Source organism: Mesorhizobium sp. M0293, assembly GCF_040321735.1.
Lineage (GTDB): Bacteria > Pseudomonadota > Alphaproteobacteria > Rhizobiales > Rhizobiaceae > Mesorhizobium.
The window spans coordinates 1-19,570 of record NZ_JAMYSA010000046.1 but is presented as its reverse complement, the minus strand read 5'-3'; the positions used below and the strand labels follow the sequence as shown (position 1 = coordinate 19,570).

Annotated in this window: 21 protein-coding genes; 16 read left to right on the top strand and 5 right to left on the bottom strand. The window is 62.9% G+C overall.

From position 1 onward, the window contains the following. Nucleotides 1–18 precede the first annotated feature (18 nt). Both NKJ06_RS18515 and NKJ06_RS18510 read right to left on the bottom strand, forming a co-directional pair. Nucleotides 19–1,305, bottom strand: coding sequence for a dihydroorotase (locus NKJ06_RS18515; RefSeq protein WP_352627819.1), 1,287 nt, complete (start codon nucleotides 1,303–1,305; stop codon nucleotides 19–21). Then, nucleotides 1,302–2,282, bottom strand: coding sequence for an aspartate carbamoyltransferase catalytic subunit (locus NKJ06_RS18510; protein WP_352627818.1), 981 nt, complete (start codon nucleotides 2,280–2,282; stop codon nucleotides 1,302–1,304). The genes NKJ06_RS18515 and NKJ06_RS18510 overlap by 4 nt, the downstream gene beginning before the upstream one ends. Nucleotides 2,283–2,493: 211 nt before the next feature. Here NKJ06_RS18510 and NKJ06_RS18505 point away from each other — a divergent pair, with 211 nt between their 5' ends. The 3 genes from NKJ06_RS18505 to NKJ06_RS18495 all read left to right on the top strand — a co-directional run bounded on the left by NKJ06_RS18505 (nucleotide 2,494) and on the right by NKJ06_RS18495 (nucleotide 5,213). Further along, nucleotides 2,494–4,122 carry a DNA alkylation response protein gene (locus NKJ06_RS18505; RefSeq protein ID WP_352627817.1) on the top strand — a complete coding sequence of 543 codons (1,629 nt, stop codon included), beginning with the start codon at nucleotides 2,494–2,496 and terminating at the stop codon, nucleotides 4,120–4,122. A 192-nt stretch (nucleotides 4,123–4,314) separates the two neighbouring features. Beyond that, nucleotides 4,315–4,872 carry a hypothetical protein gene (locus NKJ06_RS18500; protein WP_352627816.1) on the top strand — a complete coding sequence of 186 codons (558 nt, stop codon included), beginning with the start codon at nucleotides 4,315–4,317 and terminating at the stop codon, nucleotides 4,870–4,872. After that, nucleotides 4,872–5,213 (top strand): DUF6105 family protein, encoded by a 342-nt coding sequence (locus NKJ06_RS18495; protein WP_352627815.1) that lies wholly within the window; start codon nucleotides 4,872–4,874, stop codon nucleotides 5,211–5,213. The genes NKJ06_RS18500 and NKJ06_RS18495 overlap by 1 nt, the downstream gene beginning before the upstream one ends. On the opposite strand, the gene ruvX is transcribed toward NKJ06_RS18495, so the two are convergent. Beyond that, nucleotides 5,131–5,637 carry a Holliday junction resolvase RuvX gene (gene ruvX / locus NKJ06_RS18490; RefSeq protein ID WP_352627935.1) on the bottom strand — a complete coding sequence of 169 codons (507 nt, stop codon included), beginning with the start codon at nucleotides 5,635–5,637 and terminating at the stop codon, nucleotides 5,131–5,133. The two genes, NKJ06_RS18495 and ruvX, sit on opposite strands and share 83 nt — an antisense overlap. A gap of 123 nt (nucleotides 5,638–5,760) precedes the next feature. On the opposite strand from ruvX, the gene NKJ06_RS18485 reads away from it, so the two are divergent. The 6 genes from NKJ06_RS18485 (at nucleotide 5,761) to NKJ06_RS18460 (ending at nucleotide 10,181) form a co-directional block, all read left to right on the top strand. After that, nucleotides 5,761–6,468 (top strand): metal-dependent hydrolase, encoded by a 708-nt coding sequence (locus NKJ06_RS18485; RefSeq protein WP_352627814.1) that lies wholly within the window; start codon nucleotides 5,761–5,763, stop codon nucleotides 6,466–6,468. 24 nt (nucleotides 6,469–6,492) lie between these two features. Continuing rightward, complete coding sequence (locus NKJ06_RS18480) at nucleotides 6,493–6,909, top strand: hypothetical protein (protein WP_352627813.1); 417 nt, start codon at nucleotides 6,493–6,495, stop codon at nucleotides 6,907–6,909. A 129-nt stretch (nucleotides 6,910–7,038) separates the two neighbouring features. Then, a complete protein-coding gene (gene gatC, locus NKJ06_RS18475; protein ID WP_352627812.1) occupies nucleotides 7,039–7,326 on the top strand; it encodes an Asp-tRNA(Asn)/Glu-tRNA(Gln) amidotransferase subunit GatC in 288 nt (95 codons plus the stop codon). 7 nt (nucleotides 7,327–7,333) lie between these two features. Then, complete coding sequence (locus tag NKJ06_RS18470) at nucleotides 7,334–7,789, top strand: GNAT family N-acetyltransferase (protein ID WP_352627811.1); 456 nt, start codon at nucleotides 7,334–7,336, stop codon at nucleotides 7,787–7,789. Continuing rightward, nucleotides 7,789–9,354 carry an amidase gene (locus NKJ06_RS18465; protein WP_352627810.1) on the top strand — a complete coding sequence of 522 codons (1,566 nt, stop codon included), beginning with the start codon at nucleotides 7,789–7,791 and terminating at the stop codon, nucleotides 9,352–9,354. The genes NKJ06_RS18470 and NKJ06_RS18465 overlap by 1 nt, the downstream gene beginning before the upstream one ends. 29 nt (nucleotides 9,355–9,383) lie before the next feature. After that, complete coding sequence (locus NKJ06_RS18460; RefSeq protein ID WP_352627809.1) at nucleotides 9,384–10,181, top strand: YdcF family protein; 798 nt, start codon at nucleotides 9,384–9,386, stop codon at nucleotides 10,179–10,181. On the opposite strand, the gene NKJ06_RS18455 is transcribed toward NKJ06_RS18460, so the two are convergent. Further along, a complete protein-coding gene (locus NKJ06_RS18455; RefSeq protein ID WP_352627808.1) occupies nucleotides 10,154–10,873 on the bottom strand; it encodes a DUF599 domain-containing protein in 720 nt (239 codons plus the stop codon). The genes NKJ06_RS18460 and NKJ06_RS18455 overlap by 28 nt on opposite strands. A gap of 180 nt (nucleotides 10,874–11,053) precedes the next feature. Between NKJ06_RS18455 and NKJ06_RS18450 the strand changes: the two genes are divergently transcribed. From NKJ06_RS18450 to NKJ06_RS18435, 4 genes are all read left to right on the top strand, one after another. Next, entirely contained in the window at nucleotides 11,054–12,457 is a 1,404-nt protein-coding gene (locus NKJ06_RS18450; RefSeq protein WP_352627807.1) for an L-serine ammonia-lyase, read from the top strand. Nucleotides 12,458–12,533: 76 nt separating this feature from the next. After that, complete coding sequence (locus tag NKJ06_RS18445) at nucleotides 12,534–12,971, top strand: DUF1489 family protein (protein ID WP_352627806.1); 438 nt, start codon at nucleotides 12,534–12,536, stop codon at nucleotides 12,969–12,971. An 83-nt stretch (nucleotides 12,972–13,054) separates the two neighbouring features. Further along, complete coding sequence (locus NKJ06_RS18440; protein ID WP_352627805.1) at nucleotides 13,055–13,786, top strand: vWA domain-containing protein; 732 nt, start codon at nucleotides 13,055–13,057, stop codon at nucleotides 13,784–13,786. Further along, nucleotides 13,786–14,484: a DnaJ domain-containing protein gene (locus tag NKJ06_RS18435; RefSeq protein ID WP_352627804.1), complete on the top strand. Its 699-nt coding sequence runs from the start codon at nucleotides 13,786–13,788 to the stop codon at nucleotides 14,482–14,484. The genes NKJ06_RS18440 and NKJ06_RS18435 overlap by 1 nt, the downstream gene beginning before the upstream one ends. A gap of 46 nt (nucleotides 14,485–14,530) precedes the next feature. On the opposite strand, the gene NKJ06_RS18430 is transcribed toward NKJ06_RS18435, so the two are convergent. Continuing rightward, nucleotides 14,531–15,940, bottom strand: coding sequence for an SPOR domain-containing protein (locus NKJ06_RS18430; RefSeq protein ID WP_352627803.1), 1,410 nt, complete (start codon nucleotides 15,938–15,940; stop codon nucleotides 14,531–14,533). Between the two features lie 284 nt (nucleotides 15,941–16,224). Here NKJ06_RS18430 and NKJ06_RS18425 point away from each other — a divergent pair, with 284 nt between their 5' ends. The 3 genes from NKJ06_RS18425 to clpA form a co-directional block, all read left to right on the top strand. Continuing rightward, nucleotides 16,225–16,554, top strand: coding sequence for a phasin family protein (locus tag NKJ06_RS18425; protein ID WP_352627802.1), 330 nt, complete (start codon nucleotides 16,225–16,227; stop codon nucleotides 16,552–16,554). A 278-nt stretch (nucleotides 16,555–16,832) separates the two neighbouring features. After that, entirely contained in the window at nucleotides 16,833–17,162 is a 330-nt protein-coding gene (clpS, locus tag NKJ06_RS18420) for an ATP-dependent Clp protease adapter ClpS (RefSeq protein WP_010909565.1), read from the top strand. Nucleotides 17,163–17,168: 6 nt separating this feature from the next. Beyond that, nucleotides 17,169–19,570 (top strand): ATP-dependent Clp protease ATP-binding subunit ClpA (gene clpA, locus NKJ06_RS18415; RefSeq protein WP_352810351.1); only part of this gene is annotated, 2,402 nt, incomplete at its 3' end.

Here is a 19,570-nt window from a genome sequence, read left to right as displayed (position 1 = left end):
AGGCGCGCGGTGGCCGGCTCAGACGGAAAATACTGTGCGGCCCGCCACCAGCGTTTGCAAGACCTTGCCTTGCAGCCGCGCGCCTTCGAAACAGGTGTTTTTCGAGCGCGAACGAATGCCGCTCTCGCTGACGATCCAGGGTTCGTCGAGATCGACGAGCGCAAGATCGGCGAGGGCGCCCGGTTTCAGCGTGCCGCCGGGCAGTCCGAACAGTTTTGCGGGAGCGGTGGACAAGGTCTCGATCAGCCGGAGCAACGGCACGTCGCCATTGTGGTAGAGCCGCAATGCCGCGCCCAGCAGGGTTTCGAGCCCGATGGCGCCGGCTGCCGCATCCGCGAAGGGCAGGCGCTTGGTGTCGACGTCCTGCGGATCGTGCGAGGAGACGATGATGTCGATCGTGCCGTCCCTGACCGCCTCGATCATCGCCAGCCGGTCTTCCTCGGCGCGCAAGGGCGGCGTCAGGCGAAAGAAGGTACGGTATTCGCCGACATCGTTTTCATTCAGCGACAGATTGTGGATCGCGACGCCTGACGTTACGGCAGCACCGTCGGCTTTCGCGCGCATCACGGCGTTTGCCGCCATCGCCGTCGAGATCTTCGCCGCGTGATAGGAGCCGCGCGTCAGCCGCGCAAGGGCGAGATCACGCTCCAGCGGAATGGATTCGGCTTCACGCGGAATGCCGGAGAGGCCGAGCCAACTGGCGTAGAGGCCTTCATTCATCACGCCGGACGAACCGAGGTCGGCATCCTGCGTCTCATGCACGATGGTGGCGCCGAAGTCGCGTGCATAGGTCAGCGCACGGCGCATCACCAGCGCGCTCGATATGGTGTGGCGGCCATCGGTGAAGGCGACGGCGCCGGCCTCGCGCAGCAGGCCGAACTCTGTCATTTCGCGCCCGTCGAGGCCCTTGGTGATTGCCGCCGCCGGAAAGACGTTGACGATTGCCGTGTCCTTGGCGGTGCGCAGCACGAACTCGACCAGCGCCACATTGTCGATCACCGGGTCGGTGTCGGGCATCATGACGATAGAGGTGACGCCGCCGGCCGCCGCCGCGACACTTGCCGACGCAATGGTTTCGCGATGCTCGCCGCCCGGTTCGCCGATGAAGACGCGGCCGTCGATCAGGCCTGGAATGATCGCCTTGCCGGCGCAGTCGACGACGATAGCGCCCTCGGGCGCCCCTTGGTTGAGCGCCGCCTTGCCGGCGGCAACGATCTTGTGGCCCTCGACGATGACGGCACCGACTTCGTCGATGCCGCGCGACGGGTCGACGATGCGGGCGCGTTCAAAGACCGTCGTACTCATGCGCCGCGGCCCTCGTGGTTGCGGCCTTCTTGATTACGACGGGGATCGAGAAGCGCTTCCATCACCGCCATGCGTACCGCGACGCCCATCTCGACCTGTTCCTGAATGACGCTTTGCGGTCCGTCGGCGATTTCCGAGGCGATCTCGACGCCGCGGTTCATCGGACCGGGATGCATCACCAGCGCGTCGTCCTTGGCCGCCTTCAGCTTCTCGGCATCAAGGCCGAAATAGCGGAAATATTCGCGCACCGACGGCACGAAGGCGCCTTCCATGCGCTCGCGCTGCAGGCGCAGCATCATCACCACGTCGGCCCCCTTGAGGCCCTCGGCCATCGAGTGGGTGATGATGACGCCCATTTTCTCGATGCCGGTGGGCAGCAGCGTCGACGGTGCGACGACGCGCACCTGCGCGCCGAGCGCATTGAGCAGCATGATGTTCGAGCGCGCCACGCGCGAGTGCAGGATGTCGCCGCAGATCGCCACGATCAGCTTCGACAGCGGGCCCTTGGCGCGGCGAATGGTCAGTGCGTCGAGCAGTGCCTGTGTCGGGTGCTCATGCGCGCCGTCGCCGGCATTGACGACGGAGCAACCGACCTTCTGCGCCAGAAGGGCGGCGGCGCCGGCCGACTGGTGGCGGATGATCAGGATGTCGGGGCGCATGGCGTTCAACGTCATCGCCGTGTCGATCAGCGTCTCGCCCTTCTTCACCGAGGAGCTCGCCACCGACATGTTCATGACATCGGCGCCGAGCCGCTTTCCGGCAAGCTCGAACGACGACTGCGTACGCGTCGAGGCTTCGTAGAAGAGGTTGATCTGGGTGCGGCCGCGCAGCGTCGAGGTTTTTTTCTCGGACTGCCGCGAGATCGCGACCGCACGATCCGCCCTGTCGAGCAAAAGCTCGATGTCGGCGGGGGAAAGGTCGCGGATGCCCAGAAGATGGCGGTGAGGGTAGAGTGTCAGGGACGAAGCGTCGGTCATCTCAAGGCGCTGCTATAGGGTGGAGATTTTGCGGCTGCAAGCGCCAGCTTTGGATTGAAGCCGTTCTCCTCAATTTTTTCGTGTAGATGGCCGATTAAATCGGCCGGTATTTTCATCGCGCGCGCTGCATGGCTTGGCTATATCTAGCCGACGGCCTCGGATTCGTGGCTTTCTGACGATAAGCACCTTTCTACCGATAGAAGGATTGGGCGTGACCGACGACGTGACGAACCAGCCGCCGCCGCTGACGGGCGGCAACGCCTGGCGGGGCGATCCGTTGCTGATCCAGCTCGCTGAGCGTTTTTCCGATCCGGTGCGCCGGGAACTCGATGGGCTTGGCCGTTTCGTGCTGACGCAGGAGGCGCAGGAACTGGCGCGTCTTGCCAATGTCGAGACCCCGAAGCTCAGGACGCATGATCGCCAGGGACGGCGCATCGATGTGGTCGAGTTCCACCCCGCCTATCACGCCTTGATGCGCCGCTCGGTGGCCAACGGGCTGCATTCCTCGGTCTGGGAAAATGGCGACGCCGAGATCGGCCGCCGCCATCAGGTCCGTGCCGCCCGGTTTTACCTGACGGCAGAGCTCGAGACCGGGCATCTCTGCCCCATCACCATGACCAACGCTTCACTGGCTGCCTTGATGGCCAGCCCAAAACTGTTTCGCGAATGGGCGCCGCGCGTGACGACGCGCAAATACGACCAGAGCCAGAAGCCGCCGGTCGAGAAGACCGGGCTGACGCTCGGCATGGGCATGACCGAGAAACAGGGCGGCACCGATGTGCGCGCCAATGTGACGAGGGCGGAGCGCGCCGGCAGCGGCTTCTATCGCCTGACCGGGCACAAATGGTTCATGTCGGCGCCGATGTCGGATGCGTTCCTTGTGCTGGCGCAGGCGCCGGAGGGACTGTCGTGCTTCCTCGTGCCGCGCGTTCTCGGTGACGGCTCGGGCAACGGCTTCCGCTTCCAGCGGCTGAAGGACAAGCTCGGCAACCGCTCCAACGCGTCCTCCGAAGTGGAATTCGTCAACGCCATCGGCGAGATGGTCGGCGAACCGGGGGCGGGCGTGAAGACGATCATGGACATGGTCACCCTGACCCGGCTCGATTGTGCCATCGCATCTTCGGCGATCATGCGCGCGGGCCTGGCCGAGGCCGTTCATCACGCGCGCCACCGACAGGTGTTTGGCTCGACCTTGATCGAGCAACCGTTGATGCAGCGCGTGTTGGCAGACATGGCGCTCGATGTCGCCGCCGCCACAGCGCTGTCGTTCCGGCTGGCGCGGTCCTTCGATGAAGCGGCCGGCGACCGCGGTGAAGCAGCGTTTGCCCGCGCCATGACGCCGGTGGTCAAATACTGGGTCTGCAAGATCGCACCGCCGCTGCTCTACGAGGCGATGGAATGTCTCGGCGGCAATGGCTATGTCGAGGAGGCGCCACTCGCCCGCTATTATCGCGAAGCCCCGGTCAACGCGATCTGGGAAGGCTCGGGCAATGTCATGGCACTCGACGTGCTGCGCGTGCTTGGCCGTGCGCCTGGCCTGTTTGAGGATGTGCTGGCCGGCATCGACCGCGATCTCGGCGCCGGCGGACGCGGCACGATCGGCGTGCTGAAGGCGGCTATGCAGGTCGCGGCGACCGACGAGGGCTCCGCCCGTCTGCTCACCGAACAGCTGGCACTGTCGGCGGCGGCGGCGGAGTTGCGCCGGCTGGGGGCAGGGCGGATCGCCGACGCTTTCGTCGAGACGCGCTTGGCCGGCCAATGGCGCAACACCTATGGCATGCTCGATTCGCGCCACGATGCGCGCATGATCATCGACACGCTCTACCCGCCGGTGAATTGAGCCGCGAGCGTCACAAAAACTGACGGCATGCACGTTTTGAGGCATCGGCGGATATCCTCGTGCACATAACTAATCGCCGTTAACCTTAACAAATGGTTTCCATTGCGGTAGCGAGCGGCAAAGCCCACTGTCTCAGCGAAAGCAGGGAATGGTTCAAATTGGCCGCCCCTTCTTTGCGAAGCAGGAACGCCGATGCGACACGTATTGACCTCTTTTCTGGCCTTGCACTGGACGATCGTTTTCGCCCTGCTTGCGCTCATCTGCATCGACGGAAACCGTGGTGTGGCGGCGGCGCTCGGGGTGTTGGGAGCCACAATCGAGGGCACCCGCTTCATCGACCTCGACAAATTCGTCGTCGTGGCGCCGCTCGCCACCGCATTGCTTGTCGTGGCGGTGCTGTTCTTCTGGGCCTTCGTCGAAACCCTGATCAATGACGCGACCAGCCAGGGCGCCGACAGCGTTGCCCGCATCGCCTTCATCTCCGCGTCCGGCGTGTTGTCGCTGATCGTCATCGGTGGCGCCGCGCAAGGCATCAATGGGCTGTTCATGGTCGTCGCCGTGCAGTTGGCAGCACTTCTGGCGTCCTATGTCGCCATGCTTGCCGAACGGCGGTCCGCGGTTGCGGCAGCTGCTTCGGGCAAGGGCGAGGTTCGCGCCGTCGCGCATGGCATGGCAAAGGCCGCGGCCCACAATTCGCTGCTTTCACTCATATCGGGCCGCACGGGCTCCAATGCCGGGGGAGGCCGCTGATGCGTTACATCTTCGCATTGTGGGCGGGCCCGATGGCACTATTTTGGGGCTGGTTCTACCTTTCGCTCAACGACATGAATTTCGGCTATGTCATGCTCAGCCGACGACTGCACGATTTCGTCTTCGAACTTTATGGCCAGATGCTCGGCATCGATCCGGCGACCATCCCCGGCATGGTGGCAAAGGCCTGCGTCTTCGACGGGTTTCTGCTGATGGCGCTGTGGGCATTTCGCCGCCGCCGCGAAATCACAGTCTGGGTCAGACGGCGCTGGGCGGGTCCGGTTCCGTTCGGGCGGATGCGTGGAGCGACTGAAGCCGGTCCAAAACTCCCTGCAGAATAAACGCGGCTGCCGCCGAATCGATCTTGCCGGCACGTTTGCGGCGCGAGAAATCCATCTCGATCAGCGTCCTTTCGGCGGCGACCGTCGATAGCCTTTCATCCCAGAGCACAAAGGGCAGGTCGCTCATCTGCGCCATGTTGCGGACGAAGGCGCGCGATTTCTGCGCGCGCGGCCCTTCCGAACCGTCCATGTTGATCGGCAGCCCAATCACCACCGCGCCGGCATTCTCCTTCCGCAGCAAGGCGAGCAGCGCCGCCGCATCGAGCGAGAATTTCCTTCGCATGATGACCGGGCGCGGATGGGCGAAGGAAAACCTCTGGTCCGAGACCGCGACGCCGATCGTCTTGTCGCCGAGGTCGAGCCCGGCCAGCGTCTTGCCGCCGGCCAGCCGCGCCGGCAATTCCTCTATCGTGATAATGCCCAACGGCCGTCCTTTGCCTTTCACCGTCATGTGTTCTCTCAACCGCATAACGGGCACAGTAACCCTTTGATCTCCGGGCTGTCGGCGTTCTATCCTTTGGCAAGACAAAAATCGAGGAATGCATTCATGAAACTGACCTGGTACGGCCACTCGGCCTTCCGCATCGAAACGGCTGACGCCAAGATCCTCATCGATCCCTATCTGATCGGCAATCCGTCCTGGACGGGCGGTTGGGAAGGACCGGCCGAGGGCATCACGCATGTGCTGCTGACGCATGGTCACAGCGACCACACCAGCGGCGCGCTGGAAGTGCTCGGCAAAAGCGGCGCCCAGTTGGTCGCGAATTTCGAGATCTGCATGTACCTGGTCGGCAAGGGCGCCAGCGACAAGAAGATCAATCCCGGCAACATCGGCGGCACCGTCGATTGCGGCAGCTTCACCACCACGTTCGTCCAGGCGCTGCACTCGTCCTCGTTCCCGGGCGATGGCGGCCAGAACACCTATCTTGGCAATCCGGGCGGCCTTGTCCTGCATTTCCCGGAAGACAAGACGCTCTATCACATGGGCGATACCGACATCTTTTCTGACATGGCGCTGATCAATGAGTTGCATGAACCGAAGATCGGCATCGTGCCGATCGGCGACCGTTTCACCATGGGCGGCGCAGTGGCGGCACTTGCCTGCCGCCGCTTCTTCAAGTTCGAAACCGTTATCCCTTGTCATTTCGGCACGTTCCCGATGATCGATCAGACCGCTGATAAGTTCGAGGCGGGACTGGAGGGATCCGGTGTGACGGTGGCATTGCCGAAAATCGGTGAGACGATTACTGTCTAGAAACAGCTAAAGCGGAATGAATCCATGGCGTTGGGGCGATCTCTTTGCGTATCCATGTTTGTCGCGGCGTCGCCCGCGCTCGCCGCGGATGATTTCATCGAAGGCGTCTACCTTCAGTCCGAGGAGCTTTGCAAACAGGCAAAAAGGGACACGCTGCAAACGTTGATCGACGCCGGCAACATCGTTCTTTCGGCGCATGGCCTGCAAGGCGTCGAGTACAATTGCGAGTTTCTGCAGATCAGCAAGGCAACGGCTTCGCCAAGCTGGGCGGTGACGGCCATCTGCCAGGAACCGGGCTATGTCTTTCCGGATGTGCTCTCGGTGACGCAAATGAACGCGAAGCAAGTCGATCTCGTATCGGTCCGGCCGGCCGGTGACGAAAGCGAGGCAAGCGGCAATAGCGGCAGCTACTATCTGTGCGAGGGCGTTGCCCTGCCATAGACAGCGCCTTGTCCTTGGACCGATGGCCGAGAACCGGGCCGCCACCACGGTCTGATCTGCCGCACGATGCATGTTGCGCACCGCGCGCGGCGCCGCTATAGCCCGAACTGGTTTTCCCCGAGGCAAAACATGTCTGTTGATCTGCAAACAGTGAAGCGCGTCGCGCATCTCGCCCGCATCGCGGTGAGTGAAGAAGATGCCCAACGCATGACCGGCGAGCTGAATGCTATACTAGGCTTCGTCGAGCAGTTGAACGAGGTCGATGTTTCCGGCGTCGAACCGATGACTTCGGTGACGCCGATGGAGATGAAGAAGCGCCAGGACGTTGTCACCGACGGCAGCAAGGCGGCCGACATCGTCGCCAATGCGCCGGCGACCGACGAGAATTTCTTCCTCGTTCCGAAGGTCGTGGAGTAGCGGGCCGATGGCAATCGAGATCGCCATCGAGACGCCGCTGCAGGACGACGTGCGCGGCCTGGTCGAGGAACTCAACGAAACCTTGCTCGAATTGACGCCGCCTGAGCACTGCTACCATCTGACGGTCGAGCAGATGGCCGGTGAGGATACGACCGTTTTCATCGCCCGCGAGGATGGTCTCGCTGTTGGCTGCGGTGCGTTGAAGCGCCATGACGGCGCCACCGGCGAGGTCAAGCGCATGTACACACGGCCTTCGCATCGCGGCCGCAAGATCGGCGCCAGCATCGTCGAGCGGGTCGAGGCGCTGGCGCGTACTGAGGGGCTGAAGCGCCTGGTGCTGGAGACGGGCGATCGCCATCCCGCCGCCTGGACTGTCTACGAACGCGCCGGGTTTTCGCGCTGCGGCCCGGTGCTGGATTATCCCGATTCCGAGTGGTCGGTGTTTTACGAAAAGAGCCTTTGATGAGCGACCTGACCCAGCTGACGATTTCGCAGGCGCGCGCCAAGTTGCGCGGCAAGGAGATCACCGCGACCGAACTCACCGGGGCCTATCTCGCGGCCATCGATCGCGCCAATCCGGCGCTCAATGCCTATGTCGCGGTGACCAGTGACAAGGCGCGCGACATGGCCAAGGCCTCCGACGCAAAACTGGCGAAGGGCGAGGGCGGTGCGCTGGAAGGCATCCCGCTCGGTATCAAGGACCTGTTCGGTACCGAAGGCGTCCATACGCAGGCCTGCAGCCATGTGCTCGACGGCTTCAAGCCGCGCTACGAATCGACTGTCACCGCCAATCTGTGGGCCGACGGCGCGGTGATGCTCGGCAAGCTTAACATGGACGAGTTCGCCATGGGGTCGTCCAACGAGACGTCTTATTATGGTCCCGTCATCAACCCATGGCGGCGTTTGCGTGTCGACACGGTGGTGATGCCGACGACGCATCAGGGTGACGGCGGCTTCGTGTCGGCCGGCGGCACCAGGACCGCGCGCAGCTTGGACAATGCGCAGTTGGTGCCGGGTGGTTCTTCCGGCGGTTCAGCGACCGCCGTTTCGGCTTTTCTGTGCGCCGGCGCGACGGCGACGGATACCGGCGGCTCGATCCGCCAGCCAGCCGCCTTCACCGGCACGGTCGGCATCAAGCCGACCTATGGCCGCTGCTCGCGCTGGGGCATCGTCGCCTTCGCCTCGTCGCTCGACCAGGCCGGCCCGATCGCCCGTGACGTGCGCGATGCCGCGATCCTGTTGAAGTCGATGGCGTCCGTCGATCCGAAGGACACCACGTCGGTCGACCGGCCTGTGCCGGACTACGAAGCGGTGATCGGCAAGCCGATCAAGGGCATGAAGGTCGGCATTCCCCGGGAATACCGCGTCGATGGCATGCCCGAAGAGATCGAGGCGCTGTGGCAAAAGGGCATTGCCTGGCTGAAGGAGGCCGGCGCCGAGATCGTCGATATTTCCCTGCCGCACACCAAATACGCGCTGCCGGCCTACTACATCGTGGCCCCTGCCGAGGCTTCGTCCAACCTCGCCCGCTATGACGGCGTCCGCTACGGGTTGCGCGTGCCGGGCAAGGACATCGTCGACATGTACGAGAAGACGCGTGCAGCCGGTTTCGGCCGCGAGGTCAAGCGCCGCATCATGATCGGCACCTATGTGCTGTCGGCCGGCTATTACGACGCCTACTACCTACAGGCGCAGAAGGTGCGCAATCTGATCAAGCGCGACTTCGAGACTGTCTTCGCCGCCGGCGTCGATGTCATCCTGACCCCGGCAACGCCGTCCGCCGCCTTCGGCATCGCCGACGAGGACATGGCCGCCGATCCGGTCAAGATGTACCTCAACGACATTTTTACGGTCACGGTGAACATGGCCGGCCTGCCGGGCATCGCCGTGCCCGCCGGGCTCGACGCCAAGGGCCTGCCGCTCGGGCTGCAGCTGATCGGCCGGCCGTTCGACGAGGAAACCCTGTTCCAGACTGCTGCCGTCATCGAGCAGGCGGCCGGCACATTCCAGCCGGAAAAGTGGTGGTAAGCATGCCGCTCGTCCGAGAGCGATGAGCGATGTTCTTCTATTTTTCCAAGATATTCTGGTTTTTCATCCAACCGCTCAATTTGGCGATCTTCCTGTTGCTGGCGGGATTGCTCGCGGCGATGATAGGCCGCCCGCGGCTGGCGGTCACCGGCAGCGTGCTGGCCCTCCTGATCCTTGCGCTGTCGGCCTGGACGTCGCTTGGCGCCATGATGCTCAACCCGCTGGAAGAGCGCTTTGCGCGCCCGAAGCTGCCGGAAAAGGTCGACGGCATCGTCGTGCTCGGCGGCGGTTTTGAAGGCTCCATCAACCTGGTGCGCGGCGGCTATGATCTGAACAGCAGCGGCGATCGGATGGTCGAGGCCGCTGTCCTCGCCCGGCGCTTTCCCACCGCCAAAATCGTCGTCTCCGGCGGCACAGGCGAGTTGTTTCTCGATGGCGAGGGCGATGCCGCCACGGCACCCCGTCTGCTCACCGCGCTTGGTGTGACGGCCGATCGCCTGATCCTGGAGAACAAGTCCCGCAACACCTATGAGAATGCGGTCTTCACCAAGGAACTGGTGACGCCGAAGCCCGGCGAGACCTGGCTGCTGGTGACCTCGGCCTTCCATATGCCGCGCGCCAAGGCGCTGTTCGACAAGGCCGGCTTTGCGACCGTTCCGTGGCCGGTCGACTATCGCACTTCGGGACGGGAAGGCGTCGGCCTGTTTCGCGACAACCCGGCTGATTCGCTGCAGGCCACCACCACCGCCATCCGCGAATGGATCGGGCTTTTTGCCTATTGGCTGTCAGGCCGGATCGATCAGCCTTTTCCAGGGCCTGGCGGCTGACCGATCACCGCTTGTCTGGCCGCCGAGAAGAACTGGCGCCGCACCAGCACGGCCAGCAGCAACAGCGTCGACAACACGAACACCATGGGGTCGACGAACCAGCCGAGATAGCCGATCGAGAAGAACACGCCGCGCAGGCCGGAGTTGAAGTGCTTTCCCGCGAGCATGTTCATCTGCGCCGCACGCCACACCGCCGTTTCGGTAACCGGGTTGCGCGAGGCTTCGCCATGCGGGATCGGCACGGCGCCGATGAGGATCGTGCAGTAGTTGAACAGCCGATAAGCCCAGCCGAATTTGAAGAACGAAAATGCCAGGATCAGCACCAGTCCGAAGACCTTAATCTGGAAAGCCGCGCGCGACGGCGCGCCGCCCAAGGGCAGGTCGCTGAGCACTTCAAGAACCCGGTCCGACGCGCCGAGCAAGGCAAAGCAGCCGCCGATCGCGATCAGTGAGCTGGACGCGAAAAAGGCAGTGCCTTGCTGCAGGCCGCTCATGATGGCGGTGTCGACGATGCGGATCTCGCGTTCGGCCATGGTCCGCATCCAGGCTTGCCGCTGCGCATTCATAGCCGTGGTCAGCGACACGCGGCTGACCAGCTTGCCGTCGGAGGCGAACGTGTGCAGCAGCCACGCGAGGAGGAAGAAGGCTAGCGCCGCGAGATCGGCTGTCGGAAGATCGATAGAATCGCCCATGGACTGAATTTATCACATTCAGTGCGGGTCGCTTCGATGTCCGCGACCAGCGATCGGCACCAATGTCGCTGCCGGAGCAAACAAGGTCGGCTGGTGCAGCGCCGCGATTTCCAAAAGAGCGGAAATATCCTGGGAGTTCCTATATGTAGTCTTTGACCTGACTCCAGGAGACAACGCCGCGTGTTCCTTTCGGTTTTCGACCTGTTCAAGATCGGCATAGGACCCTCGAGTTCGCACACGATGGGGCCGATGACCGCAGCGGCGCGGTTTCTCGACGAGATCGCGGGAAGTGACTGGCCGCGCCCGGCGGGTGTGAAGGTCGACCGGCTTGGCGCCAGCCTGCATGGTTCGCTCGCCTACACCGGCATCGGCCACGGCAGTGATCGCGCGGTCGTGCTCGGCCTTGCCGGTCTGACGCCGCAGACGGTCGATCCCGATCAAGCCGATGGCATAGCCAGCCGCATCGCCGCCGAAAAGCGCATTTCGCCGCCCGGCCATCCCTCCTATCGCTTTGATCCGGCTACCGATCTGGTGCTGGACCGCAAGATGCCGCTCACCGGCCACGCCAATGGCATGGCCTTCTATGCTTATGATTCAGGCGGCCGCCTGCTGCTCAAGCGCATCTACTATTCGATCGGCGGCGGCTTCGTGGTTTCGGAAGAAGAGCTGCAGCGGATGAAGGCCAAGGGCTCGGTGACCACAGAAGGCAAGAAAGTGCCTTATCCCTTCAAGAACGCGGTCGAGATGCTGGCCATGGCCGGCAAAAGCGGTCTTTCCATCGCCGACATGAAGCGCGTCAACGAGGAGACGCAGATGTCGCGCGAGGAGCTCGACGCCGGCCTCGACGGCATCTGGAGCGCCATGAAGGGCTGCATCGACCGTGGCCTGTCGCAGGACGGCATCATGCCGGGCGGACTGAAGGTGCGCCGCCGCGCGCGCATGCTGCATGACAAGCTGCAGGAGCAGTGGCAGCAGAACAAGCCCAATCCGCTGCTCGCCAATGACTGGCTGTCGATCTACGCCATGGCGGTCAATGAGGAGAATGCCGCTGGCGGCCGGGTCGTCACCGCGCCGACCAATGGCGCGGCAGGCACGCTGCCGGCGGTGCTGCGCTATTGGCTGCATTTCCATCCTGAGGCCGACCAGCCGAGCATCCGCGACTTCCTGCTTACGGCAGCCGCCGTCGGCGGCATTATCAAGACCAACGCCTCGATTTCGGGCGCAGAGGTCGGCTGCCAGGGCGAGGTCGGGTCGGCGTCGGCGATGGCGGCGGCCGGCCTGTGCGCCGTCATGGGCGGCACGCCCGAGCAGGTCGAAAACGCCGCCGAGATCGCGCTCGAACATCATCTCGGCATGACCTGCGATCCGGTCGGCGGGCTGGTGCAAGTGCCGTGCATCGAGCGCAATGCGCTGGGCGCCGTCAAGGCGGTGACGGCTGCGTCACTGGCCATCAAGGGCGACGGCATCCATTTCGTACCACTCGATGCGGCGATCGAAACCATGCGCCAGACCGGCCTCGACATGAACGAGAAGTATAAGGAAACCAGCCTTGGCGGGCTAGCCGTCAATGTCGTGGAGTGCTGAGGTCTGGCCTAAGCCGCTACTGTGGAGAAGTCGATCAGGCCGTTGACGCATTCGCGTGCCGGTCTAACCTTATGCGATGTCTCTCAATCTCATAAAACTCTGTGTCGGCTGCGACAGCGTCGAGGATCTCGAAGAGTGGATTGCCTTCCGTCTCGACGAGCGGCGGCGCGCCGGTGAGCCGGTCGAGCAATACCACACCACCCGCATGATGCCGACGCGCGGCGCCGAAGTTACCGATGGCGGTTCGCTCTACTGGGTGATCAAGGGCAATGTGCAATGCCGCCAGCTGATCACCGAGATCCGGCCGTTCACCGACGGTGAGGGCGTCGGCCGCTGCCACCTGATACTCGACCCTGAGGTTGTTCGAACCGACTGGCAGCCGCGCCGGGCCTTTCAGGGCTGGCGCTATCTGAAGCCGGCGGACGCGCCACCCGATCTCGGCAAGGGCAAGGCCGGGCTGATCGAGATGCCGCCAAAACTCAGGCGCGAGCTTGCCGATCTCGGTCTGCTCTGACCCCTGAGAATCCAGGCCTCTGGCCCTCAATGTTGCCTTGGGCAGGGCTTGCAAGCGGTGGAACAACGCCACATCTTGTTTTCATGAACGACAAGAAGCAGCCCGTGCCCGCAAGGGCCAATCCTGCGCCGGTCAAACCTCAATCCGATGCCGGCGAGATCGAAGCCTTTCTTCGGCAGGCAAGGATGCTGGCTGCGTCGGCGACGGGCTCGGGCAGGCTGATCTTGTCGCTCGACGCGACGATGAGCCGCCAGCCGACCTGGGATCTGGCTTGTGAGCTGCAGGGCCAGATGTTCGATGCCGTCGGCAAGGCCGGAATCCTCAGCGTCCAACTGGTCTATTTTCGCGGGCTGGGCGAGTGCCGTTCGTCCGCTTTCGTAACCGATACCAATGCCTTGAAGCAGCTGATGACGCGAATCCAATGCCGCAGCGGCCACACCCAGATCGGCAAGGTGCTGGCGCATGCGCTGAAACAGACGGCTACGGCCAAGGTCAATGCGCTGGTCTATATCGGCGATGCGATGGAGGAAAACATCGACGATCTGGCCGAAATGGCCGGCAGCCTCGGCCTGCATGGCGTTCCTGTCTTCGTTTTCCAGGAAGGTCACGATTCCGGCGCAGAAAAAGCGTTTAAGGAAATCGCGCGGTTGTCCAAAGGGGCTTGGTTCCGATTTGATCGGCGGGCTGCCGCGACCCTGGCAGGATTGCTTTCAGCGGTTGCGGTGTTTGCAACCGGCGGGCTGAAGGCGCTTGAAGCCAGGGGCAGGCCGGAAGACCGGCTGATGATCGAGCATCTGCGGGGCGGCGGCAACTGATGGGCGCAGTTATCTTATTTGTTGCATTGCTTCTGGTGCTTCTCGGCGCGGTGACCATCTTTCTGCGCGCTGATCCGGGAAAACTGGCAAGCGGGATGCGCACGCTCGGGCCGGTTCTTTTGGCGCTGATCGGCGTCGCTGTGCTTGTGGTCGGGCGCGAAGGAATCGCCGGCATCATATTGGCCGCTGCAATTGCCTGGTATGGTTCGGTGCGAATGAAACACCAGACGGCCAGACCGGTGCAGGGCAAGCGTTCGACGGTGCGTACCGCGGCATTGGAAATGGAGCTTGATCACGCTACCGGCGGCCTCGAAGGACTGGTCCTGGCCGGCCGCCATGAAGGCAAGATGCTGGGTGCGATGGGGCTGGGAGAGTTGCAGCATCTCTACCGGGAACTCTCCGGCGATCCGGAGAGCCGGCAGTTGCTAGAGACGTATCTTGACGGCAGATTTCCCGTCTGGCGCAAAAACACTGAGACGAACGGTGGCGAAGGGTTGGGTGTTGCGCCAGGTTCGGGCGCCATGACTAAGGAGGAGGCCTACAAGGTCCTTGGTCTTGAAGCGGGGGCCGCCGCGGCGGATGTCCGCAAGGCGCACCGCCGCCTGATGCAGCGCCTGCACCCCGATATCGGCGGCACGTCTTTCCTGGCGGCGCGGATTAATGAAGCCAAGGACGTCTTGCTCTCCAATCACAACTAGTCTCCTTCGACGCAGAATTTTTCCGGGAGATGACTTCCACGCAGTCCTACTGCTGGACGGCGTAGCACTCGATGTTCTTCTTCTTCAAAGCGGTGCAGGCCTTCCAGGCGGCGGTCTTCGAACCAAAGCCACCGAAGCGGGCGCGGTAATAAGTGACCCCGTCCTTGTCGAAGGCGACGGTGAAGCCGGACGCGTCGGCCAGCACCTTGGGCGCTTGCTTGGTGGTCTTGTCGAGGAAGGCCTGGGCTTCGGACTGTTTTGGCGACGAGGCCACCTGAATGGCCCAGCCCGACGGCACCGACGCCGTGTTGACCGGGTCGACAGCCGCCGGCGTCGGCTCGGCATAGGCAGCGACGACCTGGGCGGTGGCAATTTGAGGGGCCGATACGATGACGGTCTTGACCTTCCTGGCCTTGACGACCGGGGCCGCCTCTTCGGCCTGCGCGGTGTCGTCTTCCGCGACCGTAGCGTCCTCGGCGACGGTGGCATCGTCCTGCGCCACATCAGGCTTGTCGTCCGGTGTCGGCGCGTCGTGCTTGGGCAAGAGCACTTTGGCAAGCGCGGTGATCGGGTTGTTGTCGCCGGCCTTGGCTACCAGATCGCCGCCGCCGCGGGTCGATGCCCTCGGCAAATAGGTGTTGATCAACGTCGCCATCTGATTGTCGCGGCTACCGCCTGAGGTGCCGCCCATGACGACGCCGACGATGCGGCGATTGCCGTCGGAAACCGACGAGACGAGGTTGAAGCCGGAGGCGCGGGTGTAGCCCGTCTTGATGCCGTCGACGCCCTTGATGCGCCCGAGCAGGCGGTTGTGGCCGTTGATGCGCTGGCGCCCATAGAGAAAGGAACGCTGCGAGAAATAGCCGTAATACTGCGGGAAATGCTCCCTCAGCGCGATGCCGAGCGTCGCCATGTCGCGCGCGGTGGTGAACTGGCCGGGATTGGGCAGGCCGTTGGCGTTCCGGAACACGGTGCCGTTCATGCCCAAGGCACGCGCCTTGGCGGTCATCATGCGGGCGAAAGTGGCTTCGTTGCCGCCGAGCATTTCGCCGAGCGCGGTTGCAGAGTCGTTTGCGGATTTGGTGACCATCGACAGGATCGCGGTCTCGACCGTAACCGAGCCGCCTGCCTTGACGCCGAGCTTCGTCGGCGGCTCGGCCGCGGCATTGGCCGAGAACACGACCTGCGAATTCCTGCTGATCTTGCCCTTCGCCAGTGCTTCGAAGGTCAGATAGAGCGTCATCATCTTGGTCAGCGATGCCGGATAGCGCCTGCCGTCTGCGTCCGCCGAATACAGCACCTTGCCGGTCTTGGCGTCGATGACGATGGCCGCCGACCTCGCCGCCAGCGACGAGGCAACGTCGCCGCAAACGAACGCCATCGCCATGGCGATGATCATGATCGTTTTGAGAGGGGAGGTGGATTTGGAAACGATGCCCAACAACGCCTTACGCACTGGTACTTCCCTTGGATTTCTTCGTTGCGCTGGAGGCGGCAAAGGGTCCTGCCTCGCTTCCGGCCAAGCTACCGGGGCAGCGTTACCAATCCGTTTATGGTAACCGCCGCGTTCACCATTTTATTCGGGCTTGAAGCTCTCTTTATTCGATTTTTAGCCATTGCCTGCGCAGGCGGGCTCGCACACCGCGAAACATTGACTTTTGTGCGGCGCACAATATATTGTAGTGCATTGCACAAGGGCGCCCCGAAGAAGGACGCCTCAACCGTCAAGGGAATCGTGAAATGACCCAGACCTATGAGGACTTCAGCAAATACGGCAAAGAATTTGCCGACACCGGATTGAAGAGCTTCGCGTCGCTCTCCAAGGGCGCCCAGGCGATCGCCACCGAGGCTGGCGAATACACCAAGAAGAGTTTTGAGTCCGGCAGCGCCACTGTGGAGAAGCTGTTTTCGGCCAAGTCGCTGGAAAAGGCGATCGAGATCCAGTCGGATTACGCCAAGCAGTCCTACGAGGCGTTCGTCGCCGAGGCCACCAAGATCGGCGATCTTTATGCCGAGCTCGCCAAGGAAGCTTACAAGCCTTTCGAATCGATCGTTGCCAAGGCGAAGTAACTTCGTCCCGGCATGACCCGGATTCGGCCCTTTGGGCCGTGACAAAACCCGGCTGCGGAAACGCGGCCGGGTTTTTTCATGTCAATTCCCGATCAAGGGCCTCTCGCCCCTTCACGATTGCGAAAATCGTCCAAGTTTGGTCACCTAGCCATATTGTCAGCTAAACAGAAGGGCTTAAAATCGTACATCGAACACCTACATGTCGGACTCGCATGGGGATTCGAAAAAGGCAGGAATACGTGACGATCGGTTTGACTGCCACGAGACACGTGGCGCGGATGCAAAACGGCGGCGGCGACGGCAATGAGGCCGGCCGCGGGACGGCCGTCATCACGCGCACCAAAACCAAGACCAAGAAGCCTAGCCTTTATCGGGTCCTCATCCTCAACGACGACTACACGCCCATGGAGTTCGTGGTTCACGTGCTGGAGCGTTTTTTCCAGAAGGACCGCGAAGCCGCCACACGCATCATGCTTCATGTTCACAATCATGGAGTGGGCGAGTGCGGGGTCTATACATTCGAGGTGGCCGAGACCAAAGTGTCCCAGGTCATGGATTTCGCCCGACAGAATCAGCATCCGCTGCAATGCGTGATGGAGAAGAAGTGAGGTAACATGCCGGCTTTCTCCCAAGGCCTGGAAAAGGCGCTTCACCAGGCGCTGACGCTCGCCAATGAGCGGCACCATGAATACGCAACCCTTGAACATTTGCTGCTCGCGCTCATCGACGACACCGAGGCCGCCGCCGTCATGCGCGCCTGCAATGTCGATCTCGATGAGCTCAAGCACACGGTTCTCACCTATATCGACACCGAACTCGACAACCTCGTCACCGGCTACGACGAGGACTCCAAGCCGACGGCCGGTTTCCAGCGCGTCATCCAGCGCGCGGTGATCCATGTGCAGTCATCGGGCCGCGAGGAAGTGTCGGGCGCCAACGTGCTCGTCGCCATCTTCGCCGAGCGCGAGAGCCATGCCGCCTATTTCCTGCAGGAACAGCAGATGACCCGCTACGACGCGGTCAACTACATCTCGCACGGCATCGCCAAGCGTCCGGGCGCGTCGGAGACCCGCTCGCCGCGCGGCGCCGATGACGAGCAGGGCGGCCAGAACGGCGCCGAGCCGCAGGAGGAAGGCGGCAAGAAGAAGCAGCAGCAGGACGCGCTGACGGCTTATTGCGTCAACCTCAACAACAAGGCCAAAGCCGGCAAGATCGACCCGCTGATCGGCCGCGAATCCGAGATCAACCGCACCATCCAGGTGCTGTGCCGCCGCTCCAAGAACAACCCGCTCTATGTCGGTGATCCCGGCGTCGGCAAGACGGCGATCGCCGAAGGCCTGGCCAAGCGCATCGTCGAGGGCGACGTTCCCGAAGTGCTGCACAACGCCACCATCTTCGCGCTCGACATGGGCACGCTGCTTGCCGGCACGCGCTATCGCGGTGATTTCGAGGAACGGCTGAAGCAGGTCGTCAAGGAACTCGAGGACTATCCAGGTGCTGTGCTGTTCATCGACGAGATCCACACGGTGATCGGGGCCGGGGCCACATCGGGCGGCGCCATGGATGCGTCGAATCTGTTGAAGCCGGCTCTGTCGTCGGGTGCGATCCGCTGCATCGGCTCGACCACCTACAAGGAATTCCGCCAGTTCTTCGAGAAGGACCGCGCCCTGGTGCGGCGCTTCCAGAAGATCGACGTCAACGAGCCGACCATCCAGGACGCTATCGAGATCATGAAGGGCCTGAAGCCCTATTATGAGGAATTCCACAAGGTGAAGTTCACCAACGAGGCGATCAAGGCCTCGGTGGAGCTTTCGGCGCGCTACATCAACGACCGCAAGCTGCCGGACAAGGCAATCGACGTGATCGACGAGACCGGCGCCTCGCAAATGCTGGTGCCGGAAAGCAAGCGCAAGAAGACCATCGGCATCAAGGAGATCGAAGCCACGATCGCCACCATGGCCCGCATCCCGCCGAAGACGGTTTCGGCCGACGACGAGAAGGTGCTGCAAGGCCTCGATATCGAGCTGAAGCGCGTCGTCTATGGTCAGGACACCGCGATTACCGCGCTGACCTCGGCCATCAAGCTCGCACGGGCCGGCCTGCGCGAACCGGAAAAGCCGATCGGCTCCTACCTGTTCTCCGGACCGACCGGCGTCGGCAAGACCGAAGTGGCCAAGCAGTTGGCCGCCTCGCTCGGCGTCGAGCTGATCCGCTTCGACATGTCGGAATACATGGAACGCCACACCGTTTCACGGCTGATCGGCGCCCCTCCCGGCTATGTCGGCTTCGACCAGGGCGGTCTTTTGACCGACGGCGTCGACCAGCATCCGCATTGCGTGCTGTTGCTGGACGAAGTCGAGAAGGCGCATCCGGACCTGTTCAACATCCTGTTGCAGGTGATGGACCACGGCAAGCTGACGGACCACAACGGCAAGCAGATCGACTTCCGCAATGTGATCCTGATCATGACCACCAATGCGGGTGCGTCGGATGCGCAGCGCGCGGCGATCGGCTTCGGCTCGACCAAGCGCGAAGGCGACGATGTCGAGGCGATCAACCGGCTGTTCACGCCGGAATTCCGCAACCGTCTCGATGCGATCATCCCGTTCGGCTCGCTGCCGGTGCCGGTCATCCATCAGGTGGTGCAGAAGTTCGTCATGCAGCTCGAAGCCCAGCTTTCCGAGCGTGGCGTCACCTTCGACCTGTCGTCAGATGCGATCGCCTGGCTCGCCGACAAGGGCTATGATGAGCGCATGGGAGCGCGGCCGCTCGGCCGGGTGATCCAGGAGCACATCAAGAAGCCGCTGGCCGACGAGGTGCTGTTCGGCAAGCTCAAGAAGGGCGGTACGGTGCGGGTCACCGTCGAGAAGAAGGAAACCGGCGAAACCGGCCTGAAGCTCGAATCGCTCGCCGACGAGGCGCCGGTGAAGCCGAAGAAGGAAGAGCCGGAAGAAACGCCGAAGCCCAGAACGGCCGTGGCGCAGCAGCCCGCAGCCAAGACGCTGGTGGCGCAGAA